Source organism: Massilia solisilvae (assembly GCF_024753215.1).
In the GTDB taxonomy this organism is placed as follows: domain Bacteria; phylum Pseudomonadota; class Gammaproteobacteria; order Burkholderiales; family Burkholderiaceae_D; genus Telluria; species Telluria solisilvae.
The window spans coordinates 1,578,634-1,594,940 of the sequence record NZ_JANUGV010000001.1 but is presented as its reverse complement, the minus strand read 5'-3'; the positions used below and the strand labels follow the sequence as shown (position 1 = coordinate 1,594,940).

The window sequence follows — 16,307 nt, the reverse complement described above, 5'->3', positions numbered from 1 at the left end:
CGGCAAGTTTTATCGTGGCGCACGATCCGCGCGCTCCTGCCTTGTCAATATTGCTCTGCTACACTAGCAGCCCCATCCTGTCCGACGAGGCCCCCATGATCCGCACGCTGTACCGCTGCCTGCTGCTCCTTGCCCTGCCCCTGTTTGCGCTCGCCGCCGAACCGCCGCCGCGCGACGTCATCGGCGACCTCGGGCGCATCGTGAGCCCTTCGGGCATACAAGAGAACTTCAAGCTGCGCATCGGCGGCATCGACCAATGGCTGTACGTGCGCGGCCAGGACAAGGCCAACCCGGTGATCCTGTTCGTCCACGGCGGCCCGGCCTCGCCGGCGGCGCCGGTGATGTGGACCTACCAGCGTCCGCTGGAAGAGTACTTCACCGTCGTCAACTACGACCAGCGCGGCGCCGGCAAGACTTACCTTGAAAGCGACCCGGCCGCGGTCAAGCCGACCCTGAAAATCGATCGCTACGTGCAGGACGCCGTCGAGATCGCCCAGCAGGTAGCCCAGCGCTACGGCAAGCGCAAGGTGATCCTGGTCGGCCACAGCTGGGGCACCATTGTGGCGATGAAGGCGGCGCTCGCGCGCCCCGACCTGTTCTACGCCTATGTGGGCATCGGCCAGATCATCAACGCGCACGACAACGAGCGGATCAGCTTCGACTACGGGCTGCAGCAGGCGCGCGCCGCGCACAACCAGGCGGCGCTGGACGAACTGGCCACCATCGCGCCCTACCCCGGCAATCAGCCGATCACACGCGAACGCATCATCATCGCGCGCAAGTGGGCGCAGTATTACGGCGGCCTGTCGGCCTTCCGCAGCGAATCGGGCTACTACTTCAACGCGGCAGCGCTCTCGCCGGAATACGACAAGGCCGCCGTGGACGCGATCGACAAGGGCAGCCTGCTCACGCTGGGCAGCGTCATCGACGAAATGCTCGAGGTGGATTTCAAGGGCGTGACCCGGTTCCCGATCCCGGTGCTGATGTTCATGGGGCGCCACGACTATTCGACCCCGTCCCAACCGACCGCTGCCTGGCTCGACAAGGTGAAGGCGCCGTACAAGAAAGGCGTGTGGTTCGAGCGCTCGTCGCACCTGGTGCAGTTCGAGGAACCGGGCAAGCTGCTGGTCAGCCTGCTCGAATACGTGCGACCGCTGGCGCGCGACTGACGCCGCCCGCACCCACTGAGCTGGCGCGGGCAGATTCTGCCCACGCGTCCAAACGGTGCGATCGTCGCCAGCGCCTCGCGAGCTGGCCTCGATCAGTAATCCGTCGTGATCGTGAGATGGTAAGGAATCGTGCCGCACGCATGCCGGTTCTGCCACAGCACATTGACCATCGCATGTTCGGACACGCCCACATGCCGCGCCAGCATCTGGCACCCGAGCACGGTGGCGGCGCGGATCGCGCGCTCTTCGTCGCTTTCGCGCATGATCAGGGTGTGGCTGTCGATCTTGGCCGCCAGCGCGGGCGCGAACTTGAGCACCTTAATCGAGCGCATCACACGCGGCATCTGGTAGCTGGCTGCCACCGTGATGTCGCAATCGATGTCGCTACCCTGCTCGCGCAGGAAGCCGGCGTACCACATCACCGCCAGCTGTGCCCGCACCAGATACGGATCCTGGCCGTACGCCATCGGGAAGCGCCGGGCCAGCCGCTCGGCATCATCGCTGGTCAGGCTGCCACTGCCAGCTGCCTGCACCAGCTCGGCCGCAGCCTCCTCCAGGCGATCGCCCGCCAACACCTCGCGCAGGAACTGGGCCCGGCGCCGTGCCAGCGAGATCTCGCCCAGCACGTCGAGCACCGCCTGCTCCTGCCCCGATCCCAGCAGCTCGCGCAGCCGCGCCGGCGTCGGCTCCTCGCCCCATGCGTAGTCCAGCGCCGCCTTCAGGCCGTGCGCACCGCCTTCATCGCCCCAGTGGTAGCGCGTGATGCCGTCGGTGGTCGGCGTCCAGAACATGAAGTTCAGGCTGTTCAATGCAATGCTGTAGGCAGCCGCGCCTTCCGGCGTCTGGCCGGCCGGCTTGCCGAACAGGCCAACGGCCATGTGGCTGAAGCGGTCGGCCCGCGCGGGCATGCGGGCAATGGCGTCGGCATCGACGGCCACCAGCTCGGGCTGGTAGTCGGCGTTGGCACGGGCGAGGATGCGTTCCTTGGCGGTGGGCTGGCCGGTCATGATGCTCCGTTGAGAAATTCCATGCGGCAATAATAATCCCCTTTTGTCACAAGGGAAATAGACCAGGAGAAGAATTTGTAGGACCGGTCCCACAAAGCCCACGTCCATTTTCCGATTGGCCCCGGCGCCCACGGGACTACTATCAAGGTTTGTCCGTTTCACCACAGGAGGTCACCATGGCTGAGAACAAAGGCAGGGGCGTCAAGGGCGCCAACTATGACGAGCTGAGCGGGATTGGCACCAGCGAGGCGGGCGTCACCGGGACCACGGGCAACCTGAACACGGGCGGTCGTGATGGCGGCGTAGGCATGCCGAGCCGTAACGACGCGGGCAACCTGCAGAACGCGGACCTGGGTGAACACGGCGACACGCCGGCGCTGGGCAGCCGGGTACGCGGACCGCACGGCCGCCAGGGCGGCCAGCAGGGACAGCAAAACGCGCAGGGTCGCCAGGGCGGGCAGCAAAGCCAGCAGAGCGGCCAGGGCGGATCGCTGTCCGGCCAGAGCGAGGCCGAGCAGCAGCGCGAGGACAACCAGACCGCGGCCAACCCCAACATCCAGGGCGGGACGCGCTCGCGTTGATCCGGTATGCCCGGGCAAACTGGAGGTTCGCAGCCGGGTCGGGTACGATGCGGTTGTCCGCACCTCTTTTGCCCGGGATGACCACGCCGACACAGACCACCCCGCTTCCACCGCTGAACGCCCTGCTGCTGGCGCGTGCGCTGTTCAAGCGCGCCGGTTCGCAACGGGCGGCTGGCGCACTGCGCACGCGCTACGACGCGGGGCACCTGGACACCGCCCGCCTGCAGCGCTACAACGCCGCCCTCGGCTTTGCCGCGAACGCCTTGCCGGTGACGTTCTACTACCTGGTCGCCCAGCGCGCACACATGGCGACCATGCTCGACCCGCGCTTTCCTTTCCGCATTGCGGGCATGATCCACGCCGGTAACGATATCACCGAGCAATGCCGGGTCGATGCCGGCAGGCCGCTCGTCATCACCACCAGCGTCGCAATCCAGCCGCCCAAGCCCAGCGGCGCCATTCACGTCGTGCTCGACACAGCCGGCGAACAAGAAGGCAAGACGATGTTCACCTGCCGCAGCGACTACGTGGCCGTGCGCGGCGCGCGCGTCACGCGCAATGGCACCCGGCACGAGGAACCCGTCCACGGCACGCAGATTGCCAGCTGGACCGTCGACGCATCCGCCGGCCGCGCCTATGCGGCCATTTCCGGCGACTGGAACCCGATCCACCTGTGGCCCTGGTCAGCCCGCCTGATGGGGTTGCGCTCACCGATCATCCACGGCATGCACACGGTCGCCCGGGCCTGTGCCGCGCTGGAGCAAGACCGTGGCGCAAGGCTCACCGCCATCTCTGCCCGCTTCCGCGCGCCGGTGCCGCTGCAGAGCGAGGTGCGTCTGTTCGCCAATCCCGCGGGCAGCGCCTACACCGCGCTCTGCGCTGGCCGCGTCGCCGTCGAAGGCGCGTTCACGGTGCAACCGCCATGAGCGCGCCCGGCCGCCAACGTCGCCGTCCGATTCGTTACGGCGTCGAGCGCTTGATCGACAAGTTGCTGATGGACGGCAAGGTAGCCGCGTGGAGCTACCGCCGCGGCTGGCACGGGAACCTCGGCATCACCCGGCACACACTGGCGCTGGACCCGGCACAACGCCTGCCTGCGCCGCTGGTCATCGCGTTCGCATCGGACCTGCACGCCGGCCCGACCACGCACCCGGCCCTGTTCGACGCACTCGCGCGCCAGCTCGAAGCAGCGCGTCCGGACGTGGTGCTGCTGGGTGGCGACTATGTCTCGCTCGGCGCGCGCCACATCGGCCAGCTGGGCGGCCTGTTCGCCCGCGCCGCCGAACTGGCGCCCCTTGGCGCGTACGCGGTCATCGGCAACCACGACATCTGGCACGGCCGCGAGCCGATCGAGGCCGCGCTGCAGGACGCCGGCGTGCACCTGCTGGTGAACCGCAACCTTGCGCTGCCGGCCCCATTCGACATGGTCAGCATCTGCGGCGTGGACGATCCCTGGACCGGCGCGCCCTCTCCGCGCGCCGCGTTCGCAGGGGCCAGGCCGGTACGTATCTACCTGATGCATTCCCCCGACGGCCTGTGCAACCTGGCAGAGACCTTCAATGTCGGCTTTGCCGGCCACACCCATGGCGGCCAGATCGCATTCGCGAACGGCACCCCGGTCAGGCGCCCGCGCGGCCCCTTGTCGCGCAACCATTGCTACGGCAAGTACGAGTTCGCCAACGGCCCGCTGATCGTCAGCCGCGGCATCGGCTGCAGCGCGTTGCCACTGCGCATCAACGCCGATCCCGAACTGGTGCTGTGCACACTGCAATGATGCCGCGCGCAACGCACGATTGGCCATTTGTCATCGTGCTGGGCGCGGCTTCGGCTTAGTATGCAGGAAAAGCATTCAGGCGCAGCACGATGACCGACAAGCCGACACCCACCGCAGAAAAGCCGGAGTTGCCGTTCTGGCGGCTCCTCTACCGTTTCATGTTCTTCGACTGGTTGTTCGCGGACGTCAGCGCCGCGCGCAACCGCATCGAGCGACATGCCGCGCGCCAGCACAACCGGCGCATGTGCAAGTTTCTGCCCGTGTACCTGCGGCGCTGGTCGATCCTGACCGCGTTCGATTTCGGCATGGGTTGCCTGTTCGAGCGCGCGCTGCAGGCCAGCATGGTATCGGCGTGGTTCTTCACCTGGTCCTGCGTCACGCTCACCGGGACCATCGTCATCACGGTCGCCTGGGCCTTCCTCGCCAACGACAGGTTGCCTTGACGCTATAATCGTCCCCAGCCGTGCCAAGGTGGCACGCGCATCTGGTTGGAAAGACGATGAAAAAAGCCCTGTACCTGCTCCTGCTCGTATCCGGCGCCGCGTTTGCCGATGACGCCGCGCTGCAGAAATGCCGCCTGCTGGCCGACGCCGCCAGCCGCCTGAGCTGCTATGACGCGATCCCGATTGGCCAGGCAACCCCGGCTGCCGCCGGCGTGGCCGCAGCGCCGGCTGCCGTGCCGGCAAGGACGCCCGAGCAAGCCTTTGGCATGGAAGCGGTGAAGAAGCAGGCCGACGAACAGCCCAAGTCGATCGAGAGCGCCATCGCCGGCACCTTCGACGGCTGGCGCCCCGGTTCCCAGATCAAACTGGCCAACGGGCAGGTCTGGAAAGTGGTCGATGGCAGCGAAGCCGTGCTGGCGCCGCTGCAAAACCCCAAGGTCAAGGTGTCGCGCAACTTCTTCGGCACCATTTTCCTGGAGATCGAAGGCACCAACCAGTCGCCGAAGGTGCGCCGGGTCCAGTAATCATCCGGCTGGGGCAATACGCGACAGGCGCCCTTGCCGGTCCAGGCTGAACCTGTCCAGGTCGTTTGCCAGGAACAGGTTGCCGCGATAGGCCGCGCGCGCCTCGCGCTCGACGTCGGCGATCGTCTGCGGCCCGTTGTGCTGTTGGTAGCGGGGGCTGAAATGGGTCAGGACGAGGTTCGGAATGTTCGCGTCGGCAGCGAAACGCGCTGTTCGGCGCGCCGTGCTGTGCTGCGGTGCCGGCCCCACCTTTTCCAGGATGTCCTCGGTGTAGGTCGCCTCGTGTACCAGCACGTCGGCGCCGCCAGCTTGGTCCGCCAGTAGTTCAGGCGTGTCGTTGTCGCCGCCGACGATGATCTTGCGCGGCTTGCGCGGCGCTTGAAGGTAGTCCTGCGCACGCAGAACTCGCCCGTCGGGCAGCATCACATCGCCCCCGCGCTGCAACTCGCCCCATGCGGGTCCGCGCGGCACGCCATCGGCCCTGAGCCGGCCCGCGTCGAGTTTGCGCTCAAGTTTGGATTCGATAAAGGTATAGGCGTACGAGGGAACGCGGTGCGACAGCGCCGTGACGCGCACCTCGAAGTCCGGCAGCAGGCCGTCCGGGATGCCCTGTTCGACCGGCAGGAAGGCGACTGGGTACGGCAGCGCGAGCTGCGTCGTTTCCATCACGCCCTGGACGAAAGCAGCAATGGCTGCGGGCCCGACCAGCAGCAGTTCGTCCGTGCGGTTGAGCAAGCCAGCGCTCGCCAGCAAACCCGGCAGGCCGTAGCAATGGTCGCCGTGCACATGCGTGATGAAAATGGCACGCAGGCCCATCAACGACAGGCTGGTGTGCAGCAGGCGGTGCTGCGTCCCTTCGCCGCAATCGACCAGGTACCAGCGGGCCGCCAGCGGCGAACGCAGCGCGAGCGCGGAGACGTTGCGGGTCTTGGTGGGCGTGCCGGATGAGGTGCCGAGGAATTCGAGTTCCATCCGGGGATTATCGACGATCCGACGCGTGAAGGCTGAAAACACGGCGCGAACCGGCGCAGCGGGAGGGGTAGGATATTACCGAGGAATCAGCACTGCTGTGCAACCAACAGTGCTGGTTCACTTTTGCGTCCACGTCGATGAGGTGGTACTGCTCACAAAACCGGACGCACAGCGCAATGCATCTTAGCTGGTCGGCACGCCGACAAGTACCACAGCGGAATCTTCGCCGGGTGTCATCAACTGCTCAATGATGAGATCGGATCCGAAGGCAGGGTTCGCGCTACTTGCGTCCGCGATCGTGACATCCGGGCTAACGATGCCCGGTATCGGATCGTTTGGTAGGTCTGGCATTATGTGTTTCACCCTTATATTCGTGAATATTGTTAGAAAAACTGCACCAGGTCGCAGCCTCCGCCTTGCTAAGTGGTCGGCACTCCGACTAGCGTGGCAGCAACGGCCTCAGTGTCAATCGTTTGGCCGCCATCAAGGGGAGCCGACACCAGAGTGGTGTCATAAATGGCTGCTTCCGAGACCGTGGAAACCGGACTCACGATTCCCGGGATCGGTTCATTTGGCACTTCTGGCATTTAAGTTCTCCTTAGTGAAATATAGACAAGATAGAAAATACTTCCCAACTGGCGCACTAACTGGTCGGTACCCCGACAAGTGTTGCATCGGAGCAGTCGACGCTGGCTGCCCCCCCCTCCCAAACCGGCACGAACTGCAAAATTGCATCCTGCACTACTGCTTCCTGGACAGTTGTAGTTGGGCTGATGATGCCAGGCTGAGGGTCGTTTGGTAATTCCGGCATTTCATTTCTCCTTAAAACAATTGGTTAGTGCTGCATAGCGTTACATGCCTGACGCCGAGATAACTACCGCAGTGCTTATCCGCCTGCGAGTGGAACAAGCGAAAGGCCGATTAGCTCAGCCTCAATCGGATCTGCCTGCGTTTCGACGGCTTGCACGGCAAGCGCTGGTGCGCTAACTGTCGCCGCGATCACTGGCGCAGCTGCACTAGTCAAAAGCACTCCATCATTTGGCACTTCTGGCATCTTCTTCTCCCTTTAAGTTACTTTTCTTACCGCCCAATCATTCAAGGGGGCAGGCTGCGGCTAGCCTCAAACGTAGGTACCCACAGCGCCACCTGCACTCACCGATAACTTGGCCCTGTTCACTTAGCCGGCTGCCGCCGGCGCGATCGGCACGCCTATCAGCTCAGCCTCGGTCGGGTCTGTTTGTATTTCGGTGGGTTGTGCGGCAAACACCGACGCGCTATCTGTCACGTCGATCACCGGCGCAGTTTCGCTAGTCAAATGCGTTCCATCGTTCGGAACTTCTGGCATATTCTTCTCCTCTCAGTTTTGGACTGCTTTTCTTGCTGCTCTCAGATTGTTTAAACACTCGCTCGTACAGATCAACGAATGCCATCGTTTGGAATCTCAGGATCATATAGAATTTCCATGATATCCTTAAAGCGAAGCGTCACAAGGATCGTCTCGCCCTTTGAGTTTCGGTCGCTAAAGGTCATCATTTTGCCGTCGACGGAAATTGACGGGCGGCTTAACTCACGCCCTGGGAGCGGTGCGCAAGCCTCATAACCCGCGAACACAATACCCGAGGGTGTCGGTGCCACCAGCTGGTAGTTCAGAATGGCATCGCCGGTGAACACGGGACAGGAGTACGGTGAACAGGTTACTTTCCACTTACCGCCGCCGGCATTACCGCTGCCATCAGGCGTCGGCACAACGACCACAGTAATATTGTGAAATGATGGTGCCGCGACCGTGGAGGTCGAATTCGGATTGTTAGTGTCGGACATTAGCTAATGACTCCCTCATCTTCTGGTGGCTTGAAAAAAAACGGCTGTACGAAGCCTCGTGGTAACCGATCGACGCGAGGCGAGCGTGCCCAGCAACTGCTGCCGAGACATTACCGAGACAAAGGTGTGCCCGGACAAAAGGGTCCAACAGACGGTAGTCCGAGCGCACGGATATCTGTCCAAGTACGTCCAGTGCGGAGGAGCAGCTTCGCTTTGCATCAACAGGATTGCCGAGCCCGGCATATGCTTGACTAAGGAGCACCATTGTTTGCGCTAGATCGCCGGCATAACGGACTTCGCCAGGGTTGTTAGCGAAAAGCGCTTGCAGCCTCTCTAAACTCTTGGAAAGGACTGTACGCGCCTCTTCATCCCGCCCGACCTCTAGTAGTACGATACCAATGTATTGATACGCACTTGCAAGAGCTAGGGCCGACTCACGCGAGTCCGGACTCAGCACAACAAGTTTGCTGGCGTTCTCGACAGCTGTTTGCAATGCAGGAAGCACTAAGCGGCCTGCGTGAGTTAACTGAAGACGCAGACGGTTCAGCTCAACGCCCGCCAGAAGAACCTTCCACACCCGGTGGTTCGGCTCCCGTATCACCACGGCGCTTAACAATTGTTCGGCCTGCGCGAGGTCAGCTTCCCCTTCTTTGGTCTGCCCCATCATCGCCTTGAGCCAGCCTCGGCGCTGCAGGGCGACTGCGGTGTTCTTAGCCCACAACGAATCACTTGGGGAGCTCTCATAAAGCTGGGACACGACCTTGACTTCTTTGTCATACAGCTTCAGAGCATCATCCAGTGCCCCCAAGGACTCACGCGTGCTCGCCAGCCACGAAAGACTGTTGGCCAGTTCCGCGGACAACACTTTATCGCTCGGCCTCCGCAGGAGCGCCCGCTGCTTCAACGCAATTGACGCCGCAAAGTCGCTGGCGGCAGCAACAGCGTCACCGCGCTTGAGACGGAACTGCCCCAAATTGGTGTGCGCATATGACTGCTCGATCCAGCCTTCGACGTTCTCTGGATCGATCTTGTAGAGGCGTTCACTGTACTGCTGATATAGCTTGATTTGCTCCTCTGCCCGCGCCAGGTCCCCCTGGCTCAAATATATTCGCCCGCGCCAGAACGCGTTGGCACCAAGTCCCTTGACGACCTCCCAGTTCTGGGGACTCGCTCCTAATTGATGCAGCAAAATCGCGCGCGCGGAATCAAGCGCCGATAACGCGGCCTTCGAGTCACTTCGCGCAAAGCTCACTTCCGCGATAACTTGAAGTGCCTTCGCTCGGTTGGTCAGCGAGGCGGCGTTGCTGTCGTCATTGATCGCAAGGTATTCGAGCGCTTTCCCGCTCACCGAATCCAACAGATCAAGGCGCCCCAGCGGCCGCAGCTTGTCCGCGAAATCGCCAAGCATGAAGCCCATCAGCCCTTCGGCCTCCGCCCGTCGCTGTTGCGCGACACGCTTTGAGGAATATGCGACGAGTGACGCGGCGCCGGCGATTATTGCGAGCATGACGATCGCCACCATGACCATCAGCCTGACCTGATCGCGCCGCCTGGCTTTCCTCGCTGAAGCGTCGATCAGCTCGCGCTCCAGCGCCGACAGCGACAATTCGCTCATGCTGAGCAGCTCCCGCGCCTCGTCCAGCTGCTTGCCGGGCGGGAGCAGCAGGTCCGAACTGCGCCCCTCGACCGCCCAGCGCGCCGTCCACTGCGCAATGCGCGAGCGCACCTGCAGGCCGCCACGGTGCGAGGCGATCCAGTTGGCCGCGCGCGGCCAGCGCCGCAGCAGCGCCTCATGCGCCACGCCAAAGCCCCCTTCGCCGTCGACCAGCTCGCTCTGGAACAGCCGCGCATCGACCAGCGCATTGACCAGCTCACGCTCGGTGTCGGACCTGAGCGCGGACCATGGCGCGCGCCGGCTGGTCACCGTGTCGCTGTCCGCAGATACCGTCACCACCAGCGACAGCACGCGCGGCAGCGCCGCCACCTGTGCCGCCGTCAGCCCGGCAATCACTTCCTCGGCACGCGCGCCGATCGCGCCCTCCAGCCCGCCGATGCGGTGGTATGCCTCCACCGACAGCTCGCCCTCCGGGCTGCGCAGGCGATACAGTTCCTGCAGCGTGTACTGCAGCAGCGGCAGCGAATCGGGACTTGCGGCGGCGCCGCGCGCCAGCAGCTCGTCGCAGCGTTCCTGCGTTTGCGGATCGACGCCGTAGGTCAGGTTGGCGGCCAGTGCGGGCAGCCGGATCATCTGCGTGATTTCGGCAAGACTTGGGCGCTCGACGTCGAAATGGGCGCCTTGCGCCTTCCCTTCCAGCAGCGCCGGGAATTCGGCAATACGCGGATAGAAGTCGTTGCGGCAGGCGATGATCACCATCACCCGGCCCGCGCGCGCCAGCGTATCGAGCGCCGACACCGCCGCCTCGCGCTGGGCTGCGGTCACCTGGGGATGGGTGAACAAGGCCTCGAAGCGGTCGATGACCAGAACGAGCCGGTCGTCCCGTCCTGCGCCATGGGCGTCCAGCGCCCTGTCGATGCGCGCGGCCACCTCGTCGGGGTCGGCCTGCAACAAGCGCCCGAGCGACACCCCGCTCTCGCCGCCGAACACAGCATCGTCCCCCAACTGCCAGTCCAGCATGGCCGAGGCCAGCCCTGCGAACACCTGCCCATCGTGCAATTCGCCCAGGTCGATGAAGGCCGAAGACAGCGCATGCGGCTCCCCCGCCCGTTGTTCGCGCATGAGCGCCGGCACCAGCCCGGCCAGGATCAGCGACGTCTTGCCCGAGCCGCTCGGCCCCAGCACCACCACCAGCGGCCGCCCCGCGCGCGCCTGCCCGGCCAGCGAGGAGCGCAGCGCATTGACCGCGGTGTCCCGGCCAAAAAAGATGGCCGCATGGTCCGCGTCGAACGGCTGCAGGCCGCGGAACGGGGAACCATCGCGCCAGCTCCCGGGCTGCACCTGGGCCGCAGGATCGCCGAAACTGACCGGCGCGATTGCCCGGTACCCGCGCTTGCGAATGGTTTGTATATAAGAGGGATTGGCCGCGCTGTCCGCCAGCACCCGGCGCAGCTGGGTGATGGTCTTGTGGACCGGATTGTCGCCGTAGACCGTGCTGCCCCAGCATTCGAGCAGGAGCTCTTCGGTGCTGATCACTTCGTTCGCACGAGCGCATAACGCGAACAGCACGTCCATCGCACGCGGCTCGATCTGGAACCGTTCGTCGCCGCGCTGCAGGCTGTTGCCGGCGCGACTGACGTCCCATTCCCCGAAGCGGAACTGCTCTGTCGTCATCTTCTCCGAACGCCTGGAAGCCTGCGCAGCGTGGCGAGAAACCCAAGCAAATCAAGGACTTAAAAACCGGAAGGAAACCGGAAGGTTAATTTATTTCTTTAGGGCTAGAGTTTATCCGGCATCAGACAGCTTGCCAACAAAATAATTTCCAAAATGCACAAAACATTGAATTTTAGTCACGGTTCGCTTGAGCCTGAGAGCGCTGTCGTCGCGCTGGATGCGCGGCGTCCCACGGCCAGGCGACCGCAAGCACTGGACGTCCCGCCGGGAGGCGCCACCGTGTCCCCATTTCCAGTCGAGCGTGCAAACGGCGGCCGGCCCAATCGGCCCGATGCCGGGCAGAGCGCCCTGGCCGAGCGCCTGCGCGAGCGCCTGCGTACCCTTTGCCCGCCGGCGGGCACCCCGTTCGCCGACACCCTGCAAGCCCTGCCCGCCAGCCACGACCAGTTCCCCGCGACACCGCTGAACGTGCGCCGCCTGGCCGTGGCGCCGCTGCGCAGCGTGGGTTCGGACCGCGCCGCGACCGAGTGCGCCCAGGCCCTGCAGGCCGAACTGGAGCACCGCCTGCATGGCGTCTTCGGCGCCCAGGTCGTTCCCTACGGTCCCGCCGCCGCGGGCGCGACCCACGTGATCGAAGCCTGCCTGCGCGTCGATGGCGACCGGCTGCGAACGACCGTGCGGCTGGTGGACCGGCTGTCCCTGTGCATCCCCCTGTCCGAGCAATTCGACGCCGGTCTCCCGTTCGGCATCGCGCAGCAGGAATTTCTGGCGCTCTCGATCTGCCGCGCCATCCAGAACCACTTCTCGCTCAGGTAATCGTGTCCACCAACATGCACTCCGACTTTCCCCTGTCCGGCCGCGCCCTGCCGCAAGGCGTCTTCAATGTCGATGCGAGCGGCCAGGCCACCTACCGCCTGGTGCTGCCAACTCCGGCCAGCCTGACCGGCATGCGGCCCGGGCTCGAACTGGTGTACAGCCACCGCCAGCCGAATGGGGCGCTGGGTGTGGGCTGGAGCATTGGCGGTCTGTCGTCCATCACCCGCACCAAGGCCACGTACGCCGTGGACGGGTTCAACGGTTCGGTCAACTACGACGCGCGCGACCGCCTGGCGCTGGACGGCCAGCGCCTGATCAGCGTGGACGGCGACTACGGCCAGCCCGGCACGCTGTACCACACGCAGATGCACGAGTGGAAGCAGATCCGCGCCGGCGGCACCGTGGAGGACGGGTTCATTACCGTCATGATGGATGGCGAAATCTGGACCTACGGGGCGTCGGCGGACAGCCGCATCAAGGCCCACGGCGGCGCTCAGGTGCGCGTGTGGGCGCTGCATTCGGTGGAAGACCTGCACGGCAACCGGGTCGAGTACCACTACACCACCACGCCGGTGGAGGGTGCGGCGGACTGCGGGCAGTACTACCTGGACCGCATCAGCTACCGTGCATCCGACGAGGCGGCGCCAGGCAGCATCATCACCTTCACCTACGAGGAGCGGCCGGACCCGATCACGGCGTTTGCCGCCGGCTGTGGCGTAGCCACCCTGTATCGCCTCGCCCAGATCAACACCTGGCTCGACGCCTCGACCCTGGTGCACAGCTACGACCTGGACTACGGCTGCAGCGCCGCCACGCGCCAGAGCCGCCTGTGCAGCGTCACCGAGCGCAGCTCGTCCGATGGCGCGCGCCGCTTCGAGCAGCTCATCACCATCGATTGGCAGGACACGCCAGCCCCCGGTTTCGACGCCGCCGCGCTGGTGACGCTCGGCCGCCATGCGCAGACAACCGGGTTCCTGCCGATGGACGTGAGCGGGAACGGCTGCACCGACCTGGTCCAGCTCTGGATCGACGGACGCGGCCGGCTCAACGCCACCACCTGGCTGGCCGATGGCAACGGCGCCTACGACTGCGGCGCGATCTGTCCGCTCGGCGTGTTCCCGAACGAGCACCGGATCCTGGCGGCGGACCTGGACGGCGACGGCCGCGCCGACCTGTTGGTGGCCTACCGCGACCCGCACAACGGCAACCTGGTGCTGGCGTCCTTTGCGTCCAACGGCGCGTCGTTCGATGCGCTGGCCGTGCACGATACGGGCGACGCATGGAGCGAGCACCACCTCGGCTTCTTCGTGATGGACGTGAACGGCGACGGACGCCTCGACCTGGTGGAAGCCTACGGCCACGCCGACCCGCGGCGCGGCCAGCTGCTCTACTTCCGCAGCTACCTCTCCCTGCCTGGCGCAGCCGGCACCGCGGTGTTCAGCCAGGCACTGGTGAGCGCCACTGATGACCCGGCCCAGCCCGCGCGCCAGCTCGCGCTGTGGCCGATGGACGTGAACGGCGACGGCATGGTCGACCTGGTGCGCGCCTGGGCCGACGAGCAAGGCAGGACGCACCTCACCGCCTACCTCTCCGTCTCCAGCGCGGTGGACCGGGTGCACTTCACGGCGCGACGCGACACCGTGCTGGCCACGATCGATCTGGCCAGCCACCTCGCCTTCCTGCCGCTGGACGTCAATGGCGACGGCATGATGGATCTGGTCCAGGCGTGGCAGGAGCAAACGGAGGACGGCCCGCTGCTGCACCTGCGGACCTTTTTCGCCGACGGCGCGGGTGGCTTCGTCGCAGGCCCCGACAGCAGCTTTCACGGCCAGGGCTTCGCGCCGGGCCAGTTCCATCCGATCGGTTTTACCGGCGGCGGCCAGACCCAGTTGCTCAACGCCTGGCGCGCCGGTGACGGTGAACTCATGTTTACCGTGTACGCCGCTTCCGCAACGGGCCTGTTCAGGCGGCACAGCGAAAACGGCGCCGGCATGATGGGCGACGCGGGACTGGTGCTGGTGGGCGACGTCAACGGCGATGGCAAGGGCGACCTGGTGCGCATCGCGCCGGACGGCGATGGCGTGCCGGTCGTGCACACCTACCTGTCGCGCGGCCCGTATCCTGACCTGGTCAGCCGCGTGTCCGACCAGCTCGGCGGCGTGACGGACATCGACTATGCACCGCTGTCCGATCCTGGTGTGTACAGGGTCCAGCAGCCGCACAGCTATCCCGAAAGCGCGGCGCGGCGCTACCCGAACGCGCTGTCGCCGGCGCAGTTCCCGGTCGAGGCGGTGCTGGGACAGGCCGTGTACGTGGTGGCGCAGTACACCCAGCGCAGCGGAACCGAACCGCACAACCGCACCCATACCCAGCAGTTCAGCTTTACCTATTCGGATGCCCGCGTCGACGACCTGCTCGACCGCGGCTGGCTCGGCTTTGCCGAGATGACGATGCTGATTCCTTGATGCTTCAAGCGGACTCGGCCATTCGTGCGACACGCAAACAAGACAGGCACTACCATGATTTCGACGACTGAGCTTGGACCGACTTTGGCTTTTGCGGGAGAGGTGGACGGCATGGATTACGAGCGCGCGAAGGGAACACTGCTTCGTCTCTACCATCGCTGGCGCGGCGTGGTGCCGGCCACGCTGCTGTACCACTCCGACCATTTCGCGGTGCGGCGCCTGCTTGCCGCGCCGCCCGAAGTGCAGCGCGCGGCGGCCGAACACCGGCTGCGCCACGTGCTGGGCAGCGCGGTGGCCCACGTGCCGTGGTACCGCCGCCGCGTGGCGCTGCGGCCGGTCGAGCTGGCGCATGCGCCGGTGGGGGAACTGCTGGAACGCTTCCCCTACATCGGCAAGCAGGACGTGATGGAATGCCAGCGCGACTTCGTGGACGACCGCGTGAACCCGCGCTTCCTTGTGTACGCGCAGAGCCACGGCTCGTCCGGCACGGGCATTGGCGTGTGGCGCGACAAGCGCCAGGGCGATATCGAAAAGGCGTTCTACTTCCACGCCTGGGGGCGGCTCGGCTTCAGTTTCGACAAATCGCGCTACGCCCGCCTGGGCGCCGATTCGGCGCGGCCGCTGGACGACGCGCCCTGCTACCGCTTCGGCAACCGGCTGATGGTCTCGCCCAACCACCTGCAGGCGGCGCACAAGGCGAGCATCGTCGAGGCGCTGAACCGGTTTCGCCCTGAATTCATCCACGCCTACCCAAGCGCGGCCCTGTCGCTCGCCGAACTGCTTGCGCCCGGCGACCTGCAGTTCCGGCTGAAGGGCGTGCTGCTCGCTTCCGAGCCGGCCACGCCGGTACAGCTCGCGCTCATCGGCCGCGTGTTCGATTGCCCGGTCTCGATCAGCTACGGCCTGACCGAACGCACCAACCTCGCGTTCGCGCACCACCAGCGCGGCCACACCAGCGCCTATCAGTTCGAGTCCCTTTACGGCTGGACCGAGACCCGGCACTCCAGCGACGGCCAGCCCGAGATCGTTGGCACCTCTGCATGGAACGAGGTGATGCCCTTGATCCGCTACTGCACCGGCGACTTTGCCGACATCGACGAGCACGGCCAGTGCCCCGAAATCCTGGGGCGCGTGCACGAGTTCGTGCTCGACCGCGACGGCAACCGCCTGCCCGGCCTGACCATTGCGCTGGAGGCGGGCACCTGGGACTTTGTGCGGTCGTGCCAGATCCGCCAGCGCGAGCCGGGCAAGCTGACCATTGCCGTGGTGCCGCGCAACGGCCCGCTGACACCGGAGCAAAAGGCCGAGCTGCTCGCCGCGCCCCTGGAGCACTGGGGCACGCGCTTCGAGATGGACGTGGCCGAGGTGCCGGAGCTGGCGCGTGCGCCGGGCGGCAAGCGCCAGTTCGTGATCAACGACTTCCGGGCCGCCGGCTGAAGCGACATT

At 65.3% G+C, this 16,307-nt stretch carries 14 protein-coding genes; 9 read left to right on the top strand and 5 right to left on the bottom strand.

What is annotated here, in order from left to right:
• Nucleotides 1-95: 95 nt before the first annotated feature.
• Nucleotides 96-1,169 (top strand): alpha/beta hydrolase, encoded by a 1,074-nt coding sequence (locus NX773_RS07170; protein WP_258855624.1) that lies wholly within the window; start codon nucleotides 96-98, stop codon nucleotides 1,167-1,169.
• Nucleotides 1,170-1,261: 92 nt separating this feature from the next.
• Here the strand turns inward: NX773_RS07170 and NX773_RS07165 are convergent, their stop codons facing one another.
• Nucleotides 1,262-2,176, bottom strand: a complete 915-nt coding sequence (locus tag NX773_RS07165) for a queuosine salvage family protein (protein ID WP_258855623.1) — start codon at nucleotides 2,174-2,176, stop codon at nucleotides 1,262-1,264.
• 176 nt (nucleotides 2,177-2,352) lie between these two features.
• Here NX773_RS07165 and NX773_RS07160 point away from each other — a divergent pair, with 176 nt between their 5' ends.
• The 5 genes from NX773_RS07160 (at nucleotide 2,353) to NX773_RS07140 (ending at nucleotide 5,498) form a co-directional block, all read left to right on the top strand.
• Nucleotides 2,353-2,757: a hypothetical protein gene (locus NX773_RS07160; protein ID WP_258855622.1), complete on the top strand. Its 405-nt coding sequence runs from the start codon at nucleotides 2,353-2,355 to the stop codon at nucleotides 2,755-2,757.
• Between the two features lie 77 nt (nucleotides 2,758-2,834).
• The gene (locus NX773_RS07155) at nucleotides 2,835-3,683 is read left to right on the top strand and encodes a MaoC/PaaZ C-terminal domain-containing protein (RefSeq protein WP_258855621.1); all 849 of its coding nucleotides are present in this window, start codon (nucleotides 2,835-2,837) and stop codon (nucleotides 3,681-3,683) included.
• On the top strand, nucleotides 3,680-4,531 hold the full coding sequence (locus NX773_RS07150; RefSeq protein ID WP_258855620.1) for a metallophosphoesterase: 852 nt from the start codon (nucleotides 3,680-3,682) through the stop codon (nucleotides 4,529-4,531). The genes NX773_RS07155 and NX773_RS07150 overlap by 4 nt, the downstream gene beginning before the upstream one ends.
• A gap of 89 nt (nucleotides 4,532-4,620) precedes the next feature.
• A complete protein-coding gene (locus NX773_RS07145) occupies nucleotides 4,621-4,974 on the top strand; it encodes a hypothetical protein (protein WP_258855619.1) in 354 nt (117 codons plus the stop codon).
• Between the two features lie 56 nt (nucleotides 4,975-5,030).
• The gene (locus NX773_RS07140; RefSeq protein ID WP_258855618.1) at nucleotides 5,031-5,498 is read left to right on the top strand and encodes a hypothetical protein; all 468 of its coding nucleotides are present in this window, start codon (nucleotides 5,031-5,033) and stop codon (nucleotides 5,496-5,498) included.
• Here the strand turns inward: NX773_RS07140 and NX773_RS07135 are convergent, their stop codons facing one another.
• From NX773_RS07135 to NX773_RS07120, 4 genes are all read right to left on the bottom strand, one after another.
• Nucleotides 5,499-6,470, bottom strand: a complete 972-nt coding sequence (locus NX773_RS07135; RefSeq protein ID WP_258855617.1) for a ribonuclease Z — start codon at nucleotides 6,468-6,470, stop codon at nucleotides 5,499-5,501.
• Between the two features lie 1,177 nt (nucleotides 6,471-7,647).
• Nucleotides 7,648-7,815, bottom strand: coding sequence for a hypothetical protein (locus tag NX773_RS07130; RefSeq protein ID WP_258855615.1), 168 nt, complete (start codon nucleotides 7,813-7,815; stop codon nucleotides 7,648-7,650).
• A 71-nt stretch (nucleotides 7,816-7,886) separates the two neighbouring features.
• A complete protein-coding gene (locus NX773_RS07125; protein WP_258855613.1) occupies nucleotides 7,887-8,291 on the bottom strand; it encodes a DP-EP family protein in 405 nt (134 codons plus the stop codon).
• A complete protein-coding gene (locus tag NX773_RS07120) occupies nucleotides 8,278-11,580 on the bottom strand; it encodes an nSTAND1 domain-containing NTPase (protein WP_258855611.1) in 3,303 nt (1,100 codons plus the stop codon). The genes NX773_RS07125 and NX773_RS07120 overlap by 14 nt, the downstream gene beginning before the upstream one ends.
• A gap of 279 nt (nucleotides 11,581-11,859) precedes the next feature.
• Between NX773_RS07120 and NX773_RS07115 the strand changes: the two genes are divergently transcribed.
• Genes NX773_RS07115 through NX773_RS07105 form a run of 3 tightly spaced genes read left to right on the top strand, consistent with a single transcriptional unit; the run spans nucleotide 11,860 to nucleotide 16,298 of the window.
• Nucleotides 11,860-12,396: a hypothetical protein gene (locus NX773_RS07115; protein ID WP_258855610.1), complete on the top strand. Its 537-nt coding sequence runs from the start codon at nucleotides 11,860-11,862 to the stop codon at nucleotides 12,394-12,396.
• A 2-nt stretch (nucleotides 12,397-12,398) separates the two neighbouring features.
• Nucleotides 12,399-14,861, top strand: coding sequence for an FG-GAP-like repeat-containing protein (locus NX773_RS07110; RefSeq protein WP_258855609.1), 2,463 nt, complete (start codon nucleotides 12,399-12,401; stop codon nucleotides 14,859-14,861).
• Nucleotides 14,862-14,915: 54 nt separating this feature from the next.
• Nucleotides 14,916-16,298 carry a phenylacetate--CoA ligase family protein gene (locus NX773_RS07105; protein WP_258855608.1) on the top strand — a complete coding sequence of 461 codons (1,383 nt, stop codon included), beginning with the start codon at nucleotides 14,916-14,918 and terminating at the stop codon, nucleotides 16,296-16,298.
• Nucleotides 16,299-16,307: the final 9 nt, after the last annotated feature.

Excerpts from the sequence above, each read along its gene's own strand:
- NX773_RS07135 (WP_258855617.1), bottom strand. The coding sequence starts at position 6,470 with ATGGAACTCGAATTCCTCGGCACCTCATCCGGCACGCCCACCAAGACC.
- NX773_RS07130 (WP_258855615.1), bottom strand. The coding sequence starts at position 7,815 with ATGCCAGAAGTTCCGAACGATGGAACGCATTTGACTAGCGAAACTGCG.
- NX773_RS07145 (WP_258855619.1), top strand. The coding sequence starts at position 4,621 with ATGACCGACAAGCCGACACCCACCGCAGAAAAGCCGGAGTTGCCGTTC.
- NX773_RS07160 (WP_258855622.1), top strand. The coding sequence starts at position 2,353 with ATGGCTGAGAACAAAGGCAGGGGCGTCAAGGGCGCCAACTATGACGAG.
- NX773_RS07150 (WP_258855620.1), top strand. The coding sequence starts at position 3,680 with ATGAGCGCGCCCGGCCGCCAACGTCGCCGTCCGATTCGTTACGGCGTC.
- NX773_RS07170 (WP_258855624.1), top strand. The coding sequence starts at position 96 with ATGATCCGCACGCTGTACCGCTGCCTGCTGCTCCTTGCCCTGCCCCTG.
- NX773_RS07165 (WP_258855623.1), bottom strand. The coding sequence starts at position 2,176 with ATGACCGGCCAGCCCACCGCCAAGGAACGCATCCTCGCCCGTGCCAAC.
- NX773_RS07105 (WP_258855608.1), top strand. The coding sequence starts at position 14,916 with ATGATTTCGACGACTGAGCTTGGACCGACTTTGGCTTTTGCGGGAGAG.
- NX773_RS07125 (WP_258855613.1), bottom strand. The coding sequence starts at position 8,291 with ATGTCCGACACTAACAATCCGAATTCGACCTCCACGGTCGCGGCACCA.
- NX773_RS07120 (WP_258855611.1), bottom strand. The coding sequence starts at position 11,580 with ATGACGACAGAGCAGTTCCGCTTCGGGGAATGGGACGTCAGTCGCGCC.
- NX773_RS07155 (WP_258855621.1), top strand. The coding sequence starts at position 2,835 with ATGACCACGCCGACACAGACCACCCCGCTTCCACCGCTGAACGCCCTG.
- NX773_RS07140 (WP_258855618.1), top strand. The coding sequence starts at position 5,031 with ATGAAAAAAGCCCTGTACCTGCTCCTGCTCGTATCCGGCGCCGCGTTT.